Genomic DNA, 19,702 nt, shown 5'->3' with positions numbered 1-19,702 from the left:
ACCGTAAGGAGCCAGCGGCCGAAGGTGGGATTGATGATTGGGGTGAAGTCGTAACAAGGTAGCCGTAGGAGAACCTGCGGCTGGATCACCTCCTTTCTAGGGAGTAGATGCTTTGATTTCGGTCAAAGTACTAGAAGAATATTAATTTATTCTTCAAAAATATCTATTGTAATTACTCGTACCTAATTCTCTGTTTAATTTTGAGAGACTAATAATCTGAAAATAAAATAAGCTATTGTATAAACATTATGTAATGTTTATACAATAGCTTATTTTATTTTTTTAATTAATGTAGACTATTAGAGAAATGGTATTAATATAAAAAACAAACCTCCACCTAATGTGAAAGTTTGTTTTAAGTTTATAACCAACTATGATGTTCGATTAGTAAGCAAAAATTAAATTGCCTAGAGTAGTAGCTACTGGTTTCGAAGTTAACCACTCATTTGTTACAGTGTTATCGAAGAAAAACAAAGCTCCATTAGTTGGATCGTTTCCTTTTAAAGCCTGATAAGCTGCACTTGTTGCAGATTTAGATGCCACTTTATCAATCATGCCGTTTTTCACAGGAGTAAATTGATAACTTCCATCACATACTTCGTTAATTACTGAGCTAATATTGCCTGGAAACTGCGCGCTTTGGACTCTATTGACAACAACAGCACCTACAGAAAGCATAGCATTCGCGCTCTCACCAGAGGCCTCAGCGGTTATTAGCCTAGCTAATAAATCTACATCGCTATTTGAATACTTTATAACTTTAGAAGCGTCACGCGGTGGAGCCTGTCCATTTTCCGAAGAAGTCGGAATTTTAATAACATCACCAGGGTGAATTATATCGCCTAGTTTATCATTTGCAACTCTTAGCTCTTCTAATGGTATACTATATTTCTTTGCTATGAAGAATAGTGTATCTCCACTTACTACATTATAAGTATTGGTTGGAACATTCAATACCTGTCCAACATATATTGTGTCACTTGATAGTCCATTATCTTTTGTTAAAACGTTTGTAGTTGTGTTATAAGCCTTGCTGACCTTATATAACGTATCACCTGGTTTAACTTTATATGATGCAGCAAATACAGAGCTACTACTTACTAAAGTTAAGCTTAACGCTAACAAAGTAGTTTTTAAATTTAATTTAATAATAACGAGTCCTCCTTTAAATGCCTACGAAGTTAGTTGACGGATTCGGGTCAAAGGAACCCTACTCTAAAAAAGAGATTCACCCCATATTGAAATCCCCCGTTCTTCATTAAGAAGATTTGGCAAAGTAATGTATATATTGTAACATAAAACGACAAAATAACCTATGTTAGAATTTGTAATCCTCAATTTGTGTTTAGTTTTTTTGTTTTTTATAAATTAGAATAAAAAACACTACCTATGCATACTTTGTTAATATAACATTATGATAATAAAGAGGGGGATTTAGTATGATGAATGTAATGCTTGACGATGCAGTAGGAATGGTTATAGGTCATGATTTAACTGAAATTATACCAGGAGAATTTAAAAGGGCTACTTTTAAAAAAGGACATATTATAAAAGTTGAAGATATTGAGAAATTGAGGAATATGGGTAAAAATCACATTAATGTTATAAATCTAACAGAAGATCAAGTGCATGAAGATGAGGCGGCATTGCGATTAGGAAATTCTGCTGCAGGTGAGGGGATTTATTTAGAAGGGCCATCACAAGGCAGAGTAAATTTAAAATCTGCGTTCAGAGGTTTAGTGAAAATAAATATTGAAGCAATAAATAAGATTAATAGCATTCAATCTATTATTTTATCATCCGTTCACAATAATACGTTAGTTGAAAGAGATATTATTGTAGCTGGTACGAAGGCTATACCGCTAATTGTAGAAAACGATAAAATACTCGAGGCTGAAAATATTTGTAGGAGTTTGGGTAAGATCATTTCAATAAAAAAAATTATGCCATTAAAGGTTGGAATAATTGTAACTGGGACTGAGGTCTATAATGGTAGGATCGTAGATAAATTTGCACCTATATTAAAAGAAAAGATAATGGAATATGGCGGACAATTATTTGGTATTAAATATAGTCCGGATATTAAAGAAAACATAAAAGAATGCATAAAATCTTTTCTACAATGTGGAGCAGAGGTTATTCTCATATCAGGTGGCATGTCTGTAGATGCTGACGATGTAACTCCGAGTGCAATAGAAGAGGTGGCGGACAAAGTTGTTACATATGGGGCTCCTGTTCTCCCTGGTGCAATGTTCATGTTATCATACAAAAATGAAGTTGCTATCATAGGTATACCAGCTTGTGGAATGTATGATAAAATCACAGTTTTTGATTTAATATTTCCAAGAGTACTTACAAGAGAGATTTTAGAACAGAAAGATTTTAATGCCTTAGCTAATGGAGGGTTATGTTTGAAATGTGAGGTATGTAGATACCCTGTATGTCCTTTTGGAAAATCTTCATTATAAGTTCTTTAATATTTTATAAGGATATTAGAGAAATATAAAAATAAAAAAAATAATAAATAACTTTTAAAACCATATATATTTTACATTTTTGCAAATACTATATGTAGATTCATAAAACTAGTGTTTGGAAAAATGAAATAAGGAGGTTTTATTGTGGAGAAAGATAATAACAAAACAGTAAGTAAAGAAAAGATAACTGAAAACAAAAAGACATTTGTTAGTGAAGTTCAGGAATTCAAAAAACCGGAAGGTTATGATGACGCTTTTAAGGAATATTATCCTAAAGAAGAAAAATAAACTTTTAATTAAGGAATCAACCTTTATTTAGAGGGTGATTCCTTAATTATCTATTAATACATCTAACATTAAGTTAGTTTTAATTGTTTATAAAATTACTCTTAATGGCTGGATTAGTTATAATAAGCCTTTCTAGAAAAAATCCTATAAAAGTATTAAGCACCGAAGTTGGTAGTACAATAGTTACAAATAGTATTAGAAAAGGTGCAGGTAAACCAAATAGCACAAGTGCTGAACCTAGAAAAATACTTCCACTTATTAAAGTGCCAAGAAAATAAATACCTGATAATTTAAGTGGTGAGTTAAAGTTGAAATTTTTACAAATAAAATATACACTTATAGAGGTTATTGTTTTATCTATGATGTTAGGAAGTTGACCACCTGGAAAAGTTGTAGTTAATGAACATAAAATACCTGCAACTATTCCCGTAATTAAAGCAAGTTTAAAATCTTTAGTTAATATTATGGACAAAATCATAAATACCAATTGTAAATCAGGTTTCATTCCAAAAATTATACCAGGTGTAATTTGATGTAATATAAGACCTATTGCAAGTAGTAGGGAAGTTAATATTATTTTATTTGTTTTCATATTAAGTAGCTCCTTTTCAAAATAATTTATTTTTGTTTTTGATATTATTTTTAAAGCAAGTATCTTTCAGTACATCAAATTAATCACCACCTTAATTTATTTTTTAAAATAAAAAAACCCCCGCCCTGTATTAGGGCGAAGGATATTCGCTGTACCACCTAAATTATGCTACAAAAAACTAAGCATATCTTATATTTCGAGTACTAAAATACTCTAGCCCTTTTAACAGTGGGCATCCGGTAACTACTACTCTCAAAATATGATTTCGGGTTACTTCTAGCAGGTCCATTCACTAAAGTTATCAATACTGAGATTACACTATCCTCAGCTCTCTTAAATTGCATCACTTTAACTACTCTTCCTGATCTACGAATTTATATTATTTTTAAATGTTATATGGAGTATAGCATTATAATTTTAAAATGTAAATACATATTTTATTTTTAAAAATTATCATTCTGTAAAAAAATAAAAAAATGGTGTTTTTAGTGGAAAAGAATGCATTTTAAGTTTATAATTACTGTAAATGTTATCAGTAATAGGGGGTGAGGTATTTTTGTTAGGGACGGTTGTAAATTCATTATCAATATTACTCGGGGGGCTTATTGGCTCAGTATTTAAGAATAAAATCTCAGATAAATATAATGAAACAATTATGAAAGCATTAGGTTTATGCGTAATTGTTATTGGACTAAAAAGTGCACTTTTAGTAAATAACATATTGTTATTAATTATTTGTGTTACATTAGGAACTCTAATTGGTGAAGTTATAAATATTGAAAAAGGTATAGAGAATGTTGGAGCCTGGCTAGAAAGTAAAATCTCGAGTAAAAATGGAATAGCAAATGGATTTGTAACAGCCAGTTTGGTATTTTGCGTAGGGGCAATGTCTATAATGGGATCACTTGAGAGTGGTCTATCTAGAAATTATAGTATACTGTATGCTAAATCCTTACTAGATGGTATATTTGCAATTATTTTTTCATCCTCTTTAGGCATTGGAGTATGTTTTTCAGCTATTTCAGTTTTTATATACCAAGGTATTATTACATTAACAGCGTCTCTTATGAAACAATTTTTAATAACTTCTGTAGTAAACGAAATGTCTGCCGTTGGAGGATTGCTTATTGTAGCAATCGGTGCAAATATGCTGGATATTAAAAGAATAAAAGTAGGAAATATGCTACCAGCTATTTTTATACCACTTATTTATTACATATTTAAATCAATTATTGGAATTTAAAATTATAAAATAAAGGAGAGAGTATTTATGAATTATATTGCTTCAAAAAGTAGATATGATAAAATGATTTATAACAGATGTGGTGGTAGTGGCCTTAAATTGCCTGCAATCTCACTGGGACTTTGGCATAATTTTGGGTATAATGACTCTTTTGATAATAGCCGCCACTTAATTCAAAAAGCATTTGATTTAGGTATAACGCATTTTGACTTAGCTAACAATTATGGTCCTACAGAGGGGGCAGCAGAAGAAAATTTCGGTAAAATATTAAAAACAGATTTAGCTCAACATAGAGATGAAATTATAATTTCATCAAAAGCAGGTTATTATATGTGGCCAGGACCATATGGAGACAATGGGTCAAAAAAATATTTAACAGCTAGTTTAGATCAAAGTCTAACGCGTATAGGAATTGATTATGTAGATATATTTTACCATCATAGACCGGATGCAAATACTCCACTAGAAGAAACAATGAATGCCTTAGATCTAATGGTTAGACAAGGTAAGGCATTATATATTGGGTTATCTAATTATAAAGCAGAAGAGATGAAAAAGGCTTTAATTATATTAAAGAGATTAGGAACCCCAGTTGTAATTAGTCAAGTATCTTATTCTTTACTTAATAGATGGATTGAGGAAGAACTCCAACAAGTACTTTCAGAAGGAAGTATAGGCACTATAGCATTTGTGCCATTAGCACAGGGGTTACTAACTAATAAATATTTGAATGGTATACCTGCAGATTCAAGAGCAGCAGGATCATCTAAATTTCTAGGCTCAAAGGATATTACAGAGGATAAACTTAAAAAAATATATAACCTTAATGAAATAGCAAAAGAAAGGGGACAAAGTTTAGCCCAAATGTCTTTAGCATGGGTATTAAGAGAGGGAAAAGTTACTTCGGCGCTTATAGGGGCTAGCAAAGTAAGTCAGATTGAAGATAATGTTGCTGCACTTAATAATTTGGAATTTACAAATGAAGAACTTATTAAAATAGAAGAGTCGTTGGTAGACTAGGATATTTTATCATTCTTAAAAAAGAAAAAACTTCAACAATATAATGTTGAAGTTTTTTCTTTTATAGAGGTATATTATAGAAATTCTATAGTACTATTATCAAGCCAAGTCCACTCAGGTTTGAAGATTTTTACATCCTCAAGAAGTTTATGGAAAGCTAAATCTGCTTGTTTTGCTTCTACTAGTATATCAAAGTCCATTCCTAAAGGAATACATTTTTCAATGAATTCGATGAAGGCAGCTGGATCGATGTTATCCGCATGTTTCTTATCTTTTTCTCCAGTTTTCGGGCTTGAAAAATGAACTTTTGGAGGTAATGGTTGACCTTCCCAAGTAGAAAATATTTCTGCAAGCATTGGTTCTAGCTCATCGCCACCGTTATTACAGTTATGATGATGTACATCTAGGACCATAGGAGCATGTATTTCTTTACATATATTTAAGACTTCTTTGGTAGTGAAACTTTTATCATCATTTTCAAATATTAATAAATCAGTTATTTCTTTTGGTAAGTTATTGAAGTTTTTAAAGAATCTTTCTGTAGCAGCAAGTTTACCGCCTTCTTTTCCTCCAATATGTAATACCATTTTTCCTAAAGGATAATTAATATCTTTAAATAGATTTGCGTGAAACTGCAAATTTTTTGCGGTAGTCTTTATTACTTCTTCCTTAGAACTATTTATTACATTAGATTCATCAGGATGAGTGTCTACCCTTAGATTATTATTGTTAATATAATTTCCAAGCCATTCAAAATCCATTTTCAAAATTCGTCTAAACTCCCAATCTGTAACCTCAGGATGGGTTGCTAAAGGTATTAAAGCAGAAGTTATTCTGTAAAAGTGGACATTGTTTCTTACAGTATATTCTAGAATCTTATACAAATCATTGACGTTTGACACCGCTACCTTTTGTAGCTTTTCAAGCTTATCTCTCGCCGTCGATTGTTTAGTATATGTAGAAAAAGTTACTGTGCTTGCAGAAGTTATTTTTGCCGCCTTTAAAGCCGTAGCAACGTAGCCTAATCTTATTTGCATAATATCACTCCTCATATAATATAGTTATATCCTTGAATATAAATTAAAACATCTCTATTAACTGATATTCTTTAATATATTTTAATTGTTTCACAATCATATCAAAATCCATTCTGTAATCATAATATTCTTTAATAAGTATAGTTTTATAATTATTTGACTACTCATAATGAAGTCAATTCTAAATATTGTATATATATTAAATAAACATTTGTAAATTTACTTAAGAGATAACCTTTTGTAAATTTGATTAGTTTAAAAGATATAAACAATATTTTGATGATTTTAAAACCATATTATTAAACTATTATAATAGCTGAATAGATTTATTAACAAACCCAAATTTAATCATATCACAAAACTATACTGTATGTAAAACAATATGCATATATTTGAATAAATATTTGATATGTTTGACGAGTTTCATTGAATTAGGTTAAGATATATATAAAATATTGAGAAAATATTAATGGAGGGATTAATGTGGCAGATATTAAGTATGAAATAAAAGAAACTATAGGAGTGTTATCAGAAGAGAGTAAAGCGTGGAGAAAAGAAATAAACCTTATAAGTTGGAACGATAAAGAAGCTAAGTACGATATTAGAGATTGGTCTGCGGAACATGAGAAAATGGGAAAAGGAATTACTATATCTAAGGAAGAACTAATAAAACTTAAAAATTTACTTAATGAAATGAATTTATAGGTAATAACTAGAAAAGCAGAAGTCTACTATAGTTTACTTCTGCTTTTTATAATTAATTGTGTTTTTTATTGGAATACCAACACTTATGGTTGTTCCTAGTTCAGGTCTGCTTACAACAACTATAGAACCATTATGCATTCCTATAATCCATTTTGCAATGGATAATCCAAGACCAGTTCCACCACTTTCTTTTGCTCTTGATTTATCACATCTATAAAATCTATTAAAAATATATGGAAGATCCTCTTTTGGAATCCCCATTCCTGTATCTATAATATCAATAATTAAATTCTTCTTTTTAAGATAACTATTTATTTTAATACTTCCGCCAACTTGGGTATACTTTATGCTATTGTCAATGAAAATTCGTAATGATTGTTTTATCAACTTTTTATCTGCATAAATGGTAGACTTTTCATTAATATTAGTTGTGATTACATGGAAGGAATCAATTAATTTTGTCTCCTTTATGATCTCATCTATTAATTCATTAATATAAAATTCTTCTTTGTGAATTTTCTGGCTATTGTTGTCACTCCTTGCTAGAAAGAGAAGTTTTTCAACTAATTGCTGCATATTTTCAGATTCACCTTTAATAGCATTTATAGATTCGTCAAGGACTGATTTGTCATCTTTTCCCCACCGGGATAACATATTAGCATAACCTTTTATGACAGCTATAGGGGTTCTGAGTTCATGGGAGGCGTCTGATACAAATTGATTTTGAATTTCATATGAATTTTGAATACGATCAAGCATATCATTAAAAGTTTCAGCTAGCTGTTTTAATTCATCATGTGAATTACTAACATCGAGCCTCATTTCTAAGGCATTAATAGATATAGCTTTTGTGGTTTTTGTCATATTTTTAATAGGCATAAGCATCTTTTTGCTTGCTTTAGAACCAATACTTAAAGTAACAATTAAAGAAAATATATTTATGATGAAAATAATTAAAGCAAAAGCACCCCAATAATCATTTTCCTTATTTAAATTTTTAGAAAATTGTAAGAAAATGATTTGATTATTGTGATTTAGCTTAGTTGTATTAAAAACAAGTTGTTGATTTAGACTATTAATGACTGCGAATGGTTGATCGTCTTTTTGAAAAATTAGATCTTTTTTATCCTTTTGGGTGGTGTATAAGAGGCCTTCTTTTTCATTGAATATACTCAAGGTTACATTCTTTACATTAGAAAAAATATAGCCATTAATATCTTGAATATCATTATTTGCTTTAACATAATTTACTGCAAGGACGCTATATTTACTTAGCTCACCTCGAGCCTCATTTAACAGGAAAAATTTAAATCCTATAATTAACCCAACACTTAAAAATAACAGTGTACTAGAAAAAATGAGAGTATACACTGCAGTCATCTTAAAACTAATTGAAAACCTTAATCTCTTATGTATTATGTGGGAAAATTTTTTTAGTATTTTTGGTATAAACATAAGGATTATTGTGATAATCTTAAAACTTAACCGTAATGATTGTAATAATAACTTAACGATAAATTTTAAATTATTCATCTTTTAAAACATATCCCACCCCTCGAACCGTATGAATAAACTTCACACTAAATTTATCATCTATTTTACTTCTTAAATATCTAATATATACATCTACTACATTTGTATCACCCATATATTCATATCCCCATACAATATCTATGATTTTATTTCTTGTAAGAACAATATTTTTATTATCCATTAGATACTTTAGTAAATCAAATTCTGTCTTAGTTAATTCTATTTGGATAGTATTATAGGTGACCATACGTTGATCTAAGTCAAGGGTTAGCCCTCTAATTGATAATACATTTAAAGTCTCTTTGATTGCAGGCATATTTTTTAATGTTGACCTTATTCTCGCAAGTAATTCTTCAATTGCAAAAGGTTTTGTCATATAGTCATTGGCACCTATATCAAGTCCCATAACTTTATCCATAATTTCATCTTTCGCAGTAAGCATTATTACAGGCACAGATGACAATTGTCTTAATCTTCTTAGAACCTCTAGGCCATTTAATGATGGAAGCATTATATCAAGAAGTATAAGATCGAATATTTCACTTGTAGCTTTATCTAAGCCAACACGCCCATCATGACATTGCTCAACAATATACCCCTCATACTTTAGTTCTAGCTCGAGAAATCGTGCTATTTTTATTTCATCTTCAATTATTAAAATCTTTTGTCCACTCATATAAAACTATACCTCCAAATATATTACATAATAATATAATAACAATAATATTATTATATATTATTTTATATATAAATACAGATAATTTGTTGCATATTTAAATAGTATAATTTTAATTAAATACTTTCGAAAAAGTAACCTACATTAATAAAATGTAGGTTATTTGGTATTCGAGAACTATTCAGATTTCATTTCCTTATTAATTTTAACGCTTACTTTACTCGCGATGTCAGACATTTTATCGAAGATTTTGTTAACGTCTGAATCTTCGTCATTGCTTTTTTTAATTCTTATCTTATGATTTGTTAGAAGAGCAAATATTAGTCCTACAATAACTAGCGGCGTAGCTACTATAGTTATTATAATAGCAATATTTAGACAAATATTTAATACCACCGTATCTTCTTTTTTAATTAAGAATTTCGCCTTATTGCCTTTTTTTACAAGGCTTTTAATTTTATTGAAAAATTTACTTTCTGAGCAAGGTATATTCTCAGGTTTGATTTTATTTTGTTTTTCAAGATCTACTAGGGCCTCAATAAGATTCCCTGAACTTTGCTCCAATGCATTTTTGGCATCCTCGTAGGAAACATTTGCTCTTTTTCTTAATTCATCAATTTGCTGTAAATTTATTGACATATTTATTCCTCCTCTTTTATATTTAGGGTAATTAAAAATCTCTCTTTAATATTAAATTTAATTAATTATTAAAAAGTATAGTAGATATCTTCTATAGTTTTATTATAAGATGGGATAATTAAGGCTTTATTAGCAGAAGATTAAAATTACATTAGAAATTTTTATAATATTATATTTTAATGGTACTAATAAGAGTGATATATTTAAGGGACATTAATAAATAATAAAATGGAGTGAAATACATATGATAACGTTAACGCCACAACAAGCACAAAATATAGTAGATAGAATGATGAACGTTATACCATACAACGTAAATATTATGAATGATAAGGGGATAATTATAGGAAGTGGAGATAAAAATAGGCTCTATAAGTTGCACGAGGGTGCGATGGAAGCTATATCAAATAAAAAGATGATTGAAATTATGATGGGTGGTGTGGGTACCAAGCCAGGAGTAAATACACCAATAATTTTTCAAGACAAAATCATTGGTGTTATAGGCATTACAGGTGAACCTAATGTGGTACGTCCTTTTGTCGAACTCGTTAGAATAACTGCAGAACTTCTAGTTAATCAAGAGTATGTTTTATTTCAAAGAAGAATTAATGAACAGTTAAAGGATGAATTTTTATTCGAATTGATTTATCTAAACAAAAACTATAGTCAGGATTTTAGAGAAAGAGGGGATTCTTTAGGAATTGATGTATCCATTCCTAGGGTAGCTGTGGTTTTAACATTTAGGGATGAATATTTAGAAAAAGTAAAAGGTAAATTAATAAACTTTTTGAGGATTGATGAATTTCATCTTAAATTAAATCCATCAACTATAGTTGCCTTTATGTTTTATGATAGTCTTGTTATTAAGCGATTAGAAAAATTCTTAAGCAAGGATGAAGAGTGTTGTATACAAATAGGAATAGGAATTCATGAGAATGTTTTTGGAATATCATTTAAACAAGCAACAAAAGCGATTAAAATCGGAAAAAAACTTGAAAACGAAAATAAAATTCATTTATACAAAGATTTAGCCTTTATATCATTATTAGCAAGTTTTAAAGGTAATAATGATATGGAAAAAATAATTAAAAGTTTAGAAGTAGAAAATCAATTAAATTTACTTTCAACATTGAGTACTTATATAAATATGAGTGGTCAAGTAAATAAAATTGCTGATTCGCTTCATATTCATAGAAACACACTGAATTACAGGTTAGAAAAAATTGAAGAAGTTACTGGGAAAAATCCTAAAAATTTTATTGATTTGTTCCAATTATATACCGCGTATATATTATCAAAGCTATAATTGTTCAAATGCACAATAATTGTCTATTGAATATTAAACAAGTGCCTAATGTTAATTTATCTGAACTCGTTTACAATATAGGAAAGAGAACAACGAAGGAGGAATTAATATGCAAGTAACTGCATTAGGTGCAATTATTGCACTTATATTAGCAATTTTTTTAATAATAAAAAAAGTTCATCCAGCATATGCACTTATATTAGGTGCAATAATTGGTGGTTTAGTGGGTGGAGTAGGACTAACAAACACCGTAGTATTTATGATTGATGGTGCAAAAGGTATCATGCCAGCAATACTTAGAATACTTACGGCAGGCGTACTAGCAGGAGTCCTTATTGAATCAGGTGCGGCTGCTAAGATTGCAGAAACTATTGTAGACAAAATAGGTGAAAATAATTCTTTAGTAGCATTAGCAATAGCAACGCTTGTTTTAACAGCTGTAGGAGTTTTTGTAGATGTAGCAGTTATTACAGTAGCACCAATAGCAATGTCTATTGCCAGTCGTGCTAATTTATCTAAAGCATCAATTCTTATTGCTATGATAGGTGGAGGAAAGGCAGGAAATATTATGTCTCCTAATCCTAATGCTATCGCAGCATCAGACGCATTTAAAGTTCCATTGACGTCAGTAATGGCAGCAGGGATAGTCCCAGCAATATTTGGACTTATAGTTACATGTATAATAGCAAGAAAATTAATTAAAAAAGGAAGTTTTGTTGGAAAAGGTGAAGTTGATTCTGAAGTTGAAGAGAAACCAAGCTTTTTAGCAGCCATTGCTGGACCAATTGTTGCTATAGTCCTACTTTCTTTAAGACCATTATTTAAAATTAGCATTGACCCATTAATAGCATTACCAATCGGCGGTGCTGTAGGAGCATTTGCTATGGGCAAAATAAAACACTTAAATAAGTATTCAGTTGTTGGACTAACTAAAATGAGTGGAGTAGCAATTTTACTTATTGGAACAGGAACTCTTGCAGGAATTATAGCTAATTCTGGGCTCAAAGACGTAATTGTTCAAGGCCTTGGTAATTCAGGTCTTCCGGCATATGTATTAGCGCCAATAGCTGGAATTTTAATGTCTGGGGCTACAGCATCAACTACATCTGGTACTGCAGTAGCAAGTACAGTATTTGGTGGAACCATATTAGAACTTGGGATATCCCCTATTTCTGCAGCAGCGATGATTCATAGTGGAGCAACTGTTTTAGATCATCTTCCACACGGAAGTTTCTTTCATGCGACAGGTGGAAGTATATTCATGGATATGAAAGAAAGATTAAAACTTATACCATATGAATCATTAGTAGGTTTAACTATGACAATAGTATCAACTATAATATTTGGAATACTGAAATAAATAACTTTTGAAAGGACAGATATATGAAATTTATGTTAGCACCAGACTCGTTTAAGGAAAGTATGACAGCAAAAGAAGTAGCGGATGCTATGGAGAGAGGCATAAAAAAAATCATTCCATATGCAGAGTGTGTTAAGGTACCAATGGCTGACGGTGGAGAAGGAACTGTGCAGTCCCTAGTAGATGCAACAGAAGGAGAAATATGCAAAACAATAGTTAGAGGACCTCTCGGTGATGAAACGCTAGCTATATTTGGTATACTTGGCGATAAGAAAATAGCAATAATTGAGATGGCAAGTGCTAGTGGGTTACATCTTGTGCCTAGGAAAAAAAGGAATCCATTATTAACTTCAACTTATGGTACGGGAGAAATAATTAAAGCAGCGTTAGATTTAGGGGTTAATCATATAATTATAGGAATAGGTGGTAGTTCCACAAATGATGGTGGCGCTGGAATGATACAAGCACTTGGAGGAAAGTTACTAACAAAGAATAATGAAGAGATTAATCAGGGAGGTGGGTATTTAAATCTTCTTCATAAAATTGATTTAAGTGGCCTTGATAAAAGACTTAAAGATACAATAATCGAAGTGGCTTGTGATGTTAATAATCCCTTAACAGGACCCAATGGTGCCTCTTATATTTTTGGACCTCAAAAGGGTGCAACTAGCCAAATGGTGGAAATTTTAGATGAGAATTTAAAACATTATGCAAAGATTATAAAAGAACAGTTAGGTTTAGATATTGAAAGTATACCTGGGGCAGGAGCGGCAGGGGGACTAGGTGCAGGGTTTCTTGCATTTCTAAGCGCTAAACTTAAAAAGGGAATAGATTTAGTTACAAAACATACTGACCTTAAAGAGAAAATGAGAGACGTTGATTATGTATTTACTGGAGAGGGTAGCATAGATGGACAAACACTTTGCGGAAAAACCCCTATGGGAGTAGCTTTAATAGCCAAAGAATACAATATACCTGTTATTGCCTTTGCAGGACGTATAGGCGATGGAATAGAGCCTTTATATGAGCATGGGATAACTTCAATAATAGGAATTTTATCAGAGGCAGGTGATATTGATAAAGCACTTGAAAAAGGACCGGAAAATGTAGAGCGAACTTGTGAAAATATAGCTAGAATTATATTGCTTAGTAAATAATAAAATTATTTAATAAAATAAATTATTAATTTCTATTAACCAATACTTGTACCACTGAATATATTATATTAAGCTCATTAATAAAACTAGATATTAATTTATAATGATGAATAAGTAAACAAATTTAAAATTCTATAAGTACATATATCAATATCAATATATCAGATAAACAGTAGTGATATATGTATCCATTGATAACTTATAACTTATAGGATTACATTATAAATTGATATATAGAAGGGAGTTTTATTGAATGAGTAAGGATGATAGAAATTATCAATCAGTTTCTTCAGGAGATGATGACGTTGTATTAGGGTCATGTGACTTATGTACTACTGTTGTTGCAGATCCAGTAGATATGGAGAAAAACGGTGCTAGATTATTAAGCGTAAGAATAAGAGTTAACAATGTATGTTATAACAAAAGAGTGTGTGTTGCATGTATTATATATGACCAAAGTAGAAGAATACTAGCTTTTAGAGGGTTTACTACAATAGTATGTAAGGACAATGAGTGTGGTAGCAACGCAGGTGGTACCATTGAACGTAAGTTAGTATTTGTACTTCCAGATGACGATAGGTGTGACCCTGTTGAATTAGAAATTCGTACCGCTGCTAATTATATATATCCATGTGAAGCCAATAATTAAGTACCTAAATAAAGGGATAATGATTAAATTCATTATCCCTTTTCATATAAATTAATTATATGAATATAAAATAAGTATAAAAAATCTAATAAAATTATAGTTTATAAAAATTAAGATATGAATATTAAGTTTAAACATGGTATACTATAAACTTATGGGTTAAATATTTATTTAGTATATACATAAAAATTACATATGAAACAAAGGGGAAGTTAAAATGAGTAACATAAAATTCGAGGAATTTAATATTAGTGAAGAAATATTAAAAGCAATTAATAGTTTAGGATATAAAAATCCATCTGAGGTTCAAGAGCAGGTAATACCTATAGCGCTTAAAGGTAAAGATATTATTGTAAAATCACAAACAGGTAGCGGAAAAACAGCGGCATTTGCTATACCTCTTTGCGAAAGTGCCGATATTGATGAAACAGAGCCTCAAGCATTAGTGCTCACGCCAACAAGAGAATTAGCGCTTCAAGTTAGCCAGGATATAACCAATATAGGTAGATATAAAAAAATAAGAGCGATAGCTGTTTTTGGTAAGCAACCAATATCTATGCAAAAGAAACAACTTAAACAAAGAGTACACGTAATAGTAGGTACTCCAGGAAGAACATTAGACCACATAGAAAGAGGTAATATTAATTTAGATAAGGTAAAATATCTAATATTAGATGAAGCAGATGAAATGCTTAGTATGGGATTTATAGAACAAGTTGAGGAGGTTATTAAGGCTGTTCCTAAAAATAGGATTACTATGCTATTTTCAGCTACAATTCCTGAATCAATTGAAGCAATTTGCAAGCAATACATGATAAATCCTGTTAAAGTAGAAATAAACCCAGAAAAGTTAACCGTTGATAAAATTGAACAAATATGTTATGAAGTAGAAGAAGATAAAAAAATTAGCCTACTTAAGAGAATACTATATATTGATAATCCAGATTCTTGTATTGTATTTTGTAGAACAAAGGAAAATGTTGACTCAATAACTGTTCAAATGAAAAATCGTCATTATTCATGTATCAAGATACATGGTGGGATGCTTCAAAATGATAGATTAGATGCTATGGATAGATTTAAAAAGGGAGAATTTAGATTTTTAGTAGCTACTGATGTTGCAGCTAGAGGAATCGACGTGGAAAATATAACACATATTATAAATTTTGATTTGCCACTAGAAAAAGGTAATTACGTACATAGAATAGGTAGAACTGGGCGTGCAGGAAAACAAGGGAAAGCTATAACTTTTGTAACCCACCATGAAAAAAAATTTTTACAAGCAATAGAACAGTATATAGGCATGGAGATACCAAAAGGAGTAATTCCAACAAAAGAAGAATCAGAGCCGTTTAGAGATGAGTTTTACAAAAAACATGATGCTAAACCTGTTATTAAAAAGACTAAAGCATCTAATTTTAGTAGTGACATAATGAAAATATATATCAGCGCAGGAAAAAAGAAAAAAATAAGGACTCTTGACATTGTGGGAACTATTTGCAATATCGAGGGAGTTAGCTCTGAGGATATAGGTATTATAGATATTCAAGATAATTTTTCTCATGTGGATATTATGAATGGAAAAGGTATGGTAGTGTTAGAAGCCCTTAAAAACGGTTCGATTAAAGGGAAGACTATTAGAGTTGAAAAAGCAAATAAGTAACACTTAATTAATATAATAAATAATATACGATTCAAAATAAGGCAGATAATTTAATTATCTGCCTTATTTTTATATTTTAAGTAATAATATACTTCTTAATTTGACAGAATAACTATAGAGTTATAAAATTGTGTATAAATATAATTTAAATATTCTTTAATATGTGTTAAAATATAAAAGTTGTGGGAAAGATTTGGTTAATGGTGAATTTCTAAAAAACTACAACTAGAAGGTATTTGACACAGCAATTACAACATAATAAAAATATTACCTGTTAAGAAGGAGAGCTATAATGAAAGCATTTCAAGATTTAGTTAATGAAACAATGGATGTTCAAGATTTAGAGGAATTAGAATCAGCTGCAGACTTATTTCAATTTGGGATTGAAAAAGGATATTACAACAAACGTCAGGCGGATCAGTTTAATGTTACCTATTGGAAAATGAAAAATAAGTGTTTAGCTTATGAAGTTGCTAAAGAAATTAAAGGTAACAAATTAGATATAATTACAATGGTTACTAGTGCACCTAATGAAATAAAAGATAATATGCGTGAACTAACAAATTATGTGAATGGTAGAGTTAAGGCGCTAAAGGGTAAAATGAACGGAATTAGGTAATATTGATATTACACAAGTAGGATTGAAGGGTATGTATTGTTATAAGCGAATAGCGGTATAACAATACATACCCTTCATGTTATAGAAGGTGAATATTTCCTTACTCAAACAAATTAATGGCATAATGAGCAATTAAAGAATGGGGGAATCTAAGTGTATAGATCAGCGGCGGTGTTTATAGGGATATTAATTGCTATAATGGTTACCTTTAATGGGGTTTTAGCAAATTATACAGATCAGTATGTGTCAATATTAATAATTCATATAGTTGGACTTATTTCTTTAATTATTGTTTTAATTTTAAAAAAACAAAAATTCAATACGCATAAAAACATTCCATTTTATTTTTTTAGTGCAGGAATAATAGGGGTAATGGTTGTGTTCCTAAATGATTTATGCTTTAACTTCATTGGTGCTTCTTTAACTTTATCATTAGGTATATTCGGACAACTAGTATTAGCTAGCTTTATCGATAGTTATGGATTATTTGGTTTGGGTATTTATAAGTAGATTTATCAATAAGTAGTTATTCTAAGTTGCCACTATGGATTTTTTTAGGCGGAGTACTTGGTGTTATAGTTGTATCAAGTTCTAGTATTGTAATTCCTAAAATACCTACTATTTATACTACATTATTAATATTTATAGGACAGCTTTTTACAGGTATAATTATTGATTATTTTAGAGATGGGTTTATTTCAAAAGGTAAAATTATTGGTGGATTATTAATTCTTTTAGGAATAATATATAATTCTAATGTTGACAAGAAAGAAATGATTGTATAATAAATTCAGATGTATTAATATAGGTAGACAGAGTTTATTAAAAAGTTTAAAAGGAGAGAATTATGGAAAATGAAATTAAAGAAATGTTAAAACAAATGCAAAATGACATTAAGGATATTAGCGCGAGAATTGAAAATATAGAAAAAAATCAAATAAACGTTGCAAATGCAGAACATAAGAATTGGCATATGTTAGCGGATAAGTTAGGACAATATGATTTAATATTACATAAAATATATGGGAAAAAGACTGAAAAATAAAATTAATTTTATATGAATTTTATGGATAGGGAGGATACAGCTATAGTATCTTCCCTAAAATTTTAATGCAGGTGTATAATAAGCCATAGAAATAAGGTTATATTTTAAAGAAAATATAATAAGTAATAATTAATTTATAATTATAGTGAACTATTTGATTGTTATTTTCGTTAAATGAATATTAGAGGTGATTATTATTGAGTGAGCTAGAGCTTATTACGGAGGCTAAGACTGGCAATAAAAGTGCATTGAATTCACTTTTACAAGACAATCTTAATATTTTAAAAGGGTATGTTGTTAAAATGGTAGGGGACCCGCATTTAGCTCAGGATATTGTACAAGATGCACTGCTTAAGGCAGTCCTAAATATAAATAAATTCGAGCCTAAAGCAAAGTTTTCTACATGGCTAATAAAAATAGCTACTAACGTTTATAAGGATTATTTAAGAAAAAATAAAATTCATGGTTTAATTGATGATAACTTGAATGATCAAGGCAAACAAGTAGAGGATATTGTAATAGCAAATTATGAATATAAAGAAATAATGAAAATAATTTTAAAGTTACCATACGCACAAAGGGTAGTATTTATATTAAAACATTATTATGGTTATAAATACGCGGAAATATCACAAATTTTAAACTGCCCTATTGGTACAGTTCGATCAAGACTTCATAATTCCGTTAAGTATATAATAAAAGAAATCGAAAGAAAGGAGATTATATAAATGAAGGATTCTGATAAAATTAAAGATCCATTGCACAGTAAAATCGAAAAAGCTTTAATAGATGAGTTTTATAATGAAACTCATGAGAAAGTGGACAAAATATTAATGCATAGTGATAAAGCTTTAGAATTTAAAAGTAAACTAGATTCCACAAATATCAAAATGGATGTGTTCAATGATGACATATTTGATTTTGATATTAATACCTTAGGAATAATAGAACAAGGAGAAGCTATAAGAGAAAACAGGAAAGATAAAACAGAATTCATTCTCTTTATATTAGTATCCTTTTTTATTCTTTCAATATATGCTTTAGCTATAATTATAATAGGTCCTAAGTTATTAATCATTTCACAGATTATTATTTTAATAATCTTCCCTTGGATAGGAATGGCTACTATGGCAATCAAAAGAAATGGAAGTGAAACTTGATGGCGATTTCAAATGAGCATCTGATTATATTGCTGGTTATAGTTATTCCTATGCTTTTAGTACAAGGGGCTTGGGTATTTTTCGATGCAAGAAAGCGTAAGGAAAAATATTATTGGTTTTGGGGAATCTTTGCACTGATGAATTTACCAGGTCATCTACTTATCTATCTATTAGTTACACGAGTAATACTAAATAAAAAAAGGAAAAACTAGCTACTGAGAAATTAGTAGCTAGTTTTTTTATTTGAAATGAACTTTTTGAAGATTAACTCGTTAAAGCTATGAAAACATAAAAGGGGGAATAATATATGTCTGAAGGAATAGGTTTAATAAATGGAATGGAAATAGTTGAGATAATAAAATTATTAGCACCTATAATTATTATGGAGCTTGTTCTTGTGGGTTTCTGCTTATATAGGCTAAGGGTGGATAGAGTTAAATTTTTGCCTAAGTGGTCATGGGCCATAATTATAATATTTATTCAATTAATAGGTGGTATAGCTTTTTTATTAATAGGAAGAGAGCGTGATTAAT

General features: G+C 29.9%; 24 protein-coding genes, 1 rRNA gene, 1 riboswitch and 1 other annotated feature. Of the genes, 19 read left to right on the top strand and 6 right to left on the bottom strand.

Going from position 1 to position 19,702, the window contains the following annotated elements:
- Nucleotides 1-96: ribosomal RNA gene (locus tag KPL55_RS13110) — 16S ribosomal RNA — on the top strand; the annotation flags it as partial.
- Between the two features lie 288 nt (nucleotides 97-384).
- Here KPL55_RS13110 and KPL55_RS13105 read toward each other — a convergent pair.
- Nucleotides 385-1,125, bottom strand: coding sequence for a LysM peptidoglycan-binding domain-containing protein (locus tag KPL55_RS13105; protein WP_216307179.1), 741 nt, complete (start codon nucleotides 1,123-1,125; stop codon nucleotides 385-387).
- 30 nt (nucleotides 1,126-1,155) lie between these two features.
- A riboswitch (cyclic di-AMP (ydaO/yuaA leader) is annotated at nucleotides 1,156-1,284 on the bottom strand.
- Between the two features lie 155 nt (nucleotides 1,285-1,439).
- Between KPL55_RS13105 and KPL55_RS13100 the strand changes: the two genes are divergently transcribed.
- Entirely contained in the window at nucleotides 1,440-2,468 is a 1,029-nt protein-coding gene (locus tag KPL55_RS13100; protein WP_216307178.1) for a molybdopterin-binding protein, read from the top strand.
- A gap of 153 nt (nucleotides 2,469-2,621) precedes the next feature.
- The gene (locus KPL55_RS13095) at nucleotides 2,622-2,765 is read left to right on the top strand and encodes a hypothetical protein (RefSeq protein WP_216307177.1); all 144 of its coding nucleotides are present in this window, start codon (nucleotides 2,622-2,624) and stop codon (nucleotides 2,763-2,765) included.
- Nucleotides 2,766-2,844: 79 nt separating this feature from the next.
- Here the strand turns inward: KPL55_RS13095 and KPL55_RS13090 are convergent, their stop codons facing one another.
- A complete protein-coding gene (locus tag KPL55_RS13090) occupies nucleotides 2,845-3,357 on the bottom strand; it encodes a tryptophan transporter (protein WP_216307176.1) in 513 nt (170 codons plus the stop codon).
- A 128-nt stretch (nucleotides 3,358-3,485) separates the two neighbouring features.
- Nucleotides 3,486-3,735, bottom strand: a binding site (T-box leader).
- A 178-nt stretch (nucleotides 3,736-3,913) separates the two neighbouring features.
- Between KPL55_RS13090 and KPL55_RS13085 the strand changes: the two genes are divergently transcribed.
- Both KPL55_RS13085 and mgrA read left to right on the top strand, forming a co-directional pair.
- Nucleotides 3,914-4,600 carry a DUF554 domain-containing protein gene (locus KPL55_RS13085; RefSeq protein WP_216307175.1) on the top strand — a complete coding sequence of 229 codons (687 nt, stop codon included), beginning with the start codon at nucleotides 3,914-3,916 and terminating at the stop codon, nucleotides 4,598-4,600.
- Nucleotides 4,601-4,627: 27 nt separating this feature from the next.
- Nucleotides 4,628-5,620, top strand: a complete 993-nt coding sequence (gene mgrA, locus KPL55_RS13080; RefSeq protein WP_216307174.1) for an L-glyceraldehyde 3-phosphate reductase — start codon at nucleotides 4,628-4,630, stop codon at nucleotides 5,618-5,620.
- A 74-nt stretch (nucleotides 5,621-5,694) separates the two neighbouring features.
- Here mgrA and uvsE read toward each other — a convergent pair whose 3' ends face one another.
- Nucleotides 5,695-6,657 (bottom strand): UV DNA damage repair endonuclease UvsE, encoded by a 963-nt coding sequence (uvsE, locus tag KPL55_RS13075; protein ID WP_216307173.1) that lies wholly within the window; start codon nucleotides 6,655-6,657, stop codon nucleotides 5,695-5,697.
- 483 nt (nucleotides 6,658-7,140) lie between these two features.
- On the opposite strand from uvsE, the gene KPL55_RS13070 reads away from it, so the two are divergent.
- On the top strand, nucleotides 7,141-7,362 hold the full coding sequence (locus KPL55_RS13070; RefSeq protein WP_216307172.1) for a YdbC family protein: 222 nt from the start codon (nucleotides 7,141-7,143) through the stop codon (nucleotides 7,360-7,362).
- A gap of 33 nt (nucleotides 7,363-7,395) precedes the next feature.
- Here the strand turns inward: KPL55_RS13070 and KPL55_RS13065 are convergent, their stop codons facing one another.
- The 3 genes from KPL55_RS13065 to KPL55_RS13055 all read right to left on the bottom strand — a co-directional run bounded on the left by KPL55_RS13065 (nucleotide 7,396) and on the right by KPL55_RS13055 (nucleotide 10,210).
- Complete coding sequence (locus KPL55_RS13065) at nucleotides 7,396-8,742, bottom strand: sensor histidine kinase (protein WP_246599473.1); 1,347 nt, start codon at nucleotides 8,740-8,742, stop codon at nucleotides 7,396-7,398.
- A 145-nt stretch (nucleotides 8,743-8,887) separates the two neighbouring features.
- On the bottom strand, nucleotides 8,888-9,571 hold the full coding sequence (locus tag KPL55_RS13060) for a response regulator transcription factor (RefSeq protein ID WP_216307170.1): 684 nt from the start codon (nucleotides 9,569-9,571) through the stop codon (nucleotides 8,888-8,890).
- 177 nt (nucleotides 9,572-9,748) lie between these two features.
- Entirely contained in the window at nucleotides 9,749-10,210 is a 462-nt protein-coding gene (locus KPL55_RS13055) for a DUF4342 domain-containing protein (RefSeq protein WP_216307169.1), read from the bottom strand.
- Between the two features lie 244 nt (nucleotides 10,211-10,454).
- On the opposite strand from KPL55_RS13055, the gene KPL55_RS13050 reads away from it, so the two are divergent.
- From KPL55_RS13050 to KPL55_RS12990, 13 genes are all read left to right on the top strand, one after another.
- On the top strand, nucleotides 10,455-11,516 hold the full coding sequence (locus tag KPL55_RS13050) for a CdaR family transcriptional regulator (RefSeq protein ID WP_216307168.1): 1,062 nt from the start codon (nucleotides 10,455-10,457) through the stop codon (nucleotides 11,514-11,516).
- Nucleotides 11,517-11,619: 103 nt separating this feature from the next.
- Nucleotides 11,620-12,876 (top strand): GntP family permease, encoded by a 1,257-nt coding sequence (locus KPL55_RS13045; protein ID WP_216307186.1) that lies wholly within the window; start codon nucleotides 11,620-11,622, stop codon nucleotides 12,874-12,876.
- Between the two features lie 23 nt (nucleotides 12,877-12,899).
- Nucleotides 12,900-14,033, top strand: coding sequence for a glycerate kinase family protein (locus tag KPL55_RS13040; protein WP_216307167.1), 1,134 nt, complete (start codon nucleotides 12,900-12,902; stop codon nucleotides 14,031-14,033).
- Between the two features lie 253 nt (nucleotides 14,034-14,286).
- Nucleotides 14,287-14,682 (top strand): hypothetical protein, encoded by a 396-nt coding sequence (locus tag KPL55_RS13035; RefSeq protein WP_246599469.1) that lies wholly within the window; start codon nucleotides 14,287-14,289, stop codon nucleotides 14,680-14,682.
- Between the two features lie 217 nt (nucleotides 14,683-14,899).
- Nucleotides 14,900-16,345 (top strand): DEAD/DEAH box helicase, encoded by a 1,446-nt coding sequence (locus KPL55_RS13030; RefSeq protein WP_216307166.1) that lies wholly within the window; start codon nucleotides 14,900-14,902, stop codon nucleotides 16,343-16,345.
- A gap of 292 nt (nucleotides 16,346-16,637) precedes the next feature.
- A complete protein-coding gene (locus KPL55_RS13025) occupies nucleotides 16,638-16,964 on the top strand; it encodes a hypothetical protein (RefSeq protein WP_216307165.1) in 327 nt (108 codons plus the stop codon).
- Nucleotides 16,965-17,117: 153 nt separating this feature from the next.
- A complete protein-coding gene (locus tag KPL55_RS13020; RefSeq protein WP_216307164.1) occupies nucleotides 17,118-17,474 on the top strand; it encodes a DMT family transporter in 357 nt (118 codons plus the stop codon).
- Between the two features lie 8 nt (nucleotides 17,475-17,482).
- Complete coding sequence (locus tag KPL55_RS13015; RefSeq protein ID WP_216307185.1) at nucleotides 17,483-17,749, top strand: DMT family transporter; 267 nt, start codon at nucleotides 17,483-17,485, stop codon at nucleotides 17,747-17,749.
- Between the two features lie 62 nt (nucleotides 17,750-17,811).
- Nucleotides 17,812-18,009, top strand: coding sequence for a hypothetical protein (locus KPL55_RS13010; RefSeq protein ID WP_216307163.1), 198 nt, complete (start codon nucleotides 17,812-17,814; stop codon nucleotides 18,007-18,009).
- Between the two features lie 197 nt (nucleotides 18,010-18,206).
- Nucleotides 18,207-18,737 carry an RNA polymerase sigma factor SigY gene (gene sigY / locus KPL55_RS13005; protein ID WP_216307162.1) on the top strand — a complete coding sequence of 177 codons (531 nt, stop codon included), beginning with the start codon at nucleotides 18,207-18,209 and terminating at the stop codon, nucleotides 18,735-18,737.
- The gene (locus tag KPL55_RS13000) at nucleotides 18,738-19,169 is read left to right on the top strand and encodes a hypothetical protein (RefSeq protein WP_216307161.1); all 432 of its coding nucleotides are present in this window, start codon (nucleotides 18,738-18,740) and stop codon (nucleotides 19,167-19,169) included. It abuts the gene before it with no gap.
- Nucleotides 19,169-19,381 carry a hypothetical protein gene (locus KPL55_RS12995; protein ID WP_216307160.1) on the top strand — a complete coding sequence of 71 codons (213 nt, stop codon included), beginning with the start codon at nucleotides 19,169-19,171 and terminating at the stop codon, nucleotides 19,379-19,381. Before KPL55_RS13000 ends, KPL55_RS12995 begins: the two co-directional genes overlap by 1 nt.
- A gap of 95 nt (nucleotides 19,382-19,476) precedes the next feature.
- A complete protein-coding gene (locus KPL55_RS12990; RefSeq protein WP_216307159.1) occupies nucleotides 19,477-19,701 on the top strand; it encodes a PLDc N-terminal domain-containing protein in 225 nt (74 codons plus the stop codon).
- The last annotated feature ends 1 nt before the right edge of the window (nucleotide 19,702 follow it).

This window comes from Clostridium lacusfryxellense, from assembly GCF_018861735.1.
Lineage (GTDB): Bacteria > Bacillota > Clostridia > Clostridiales > Clostridiaceae > Clostridium_AD > Clostridium_AD lacusfryxellense.
The sequence above is the reverse complement of the archived record's forward strand: the minus strand, read 5'-3'. Positions and strand labels throughout refer to the sequence as shown.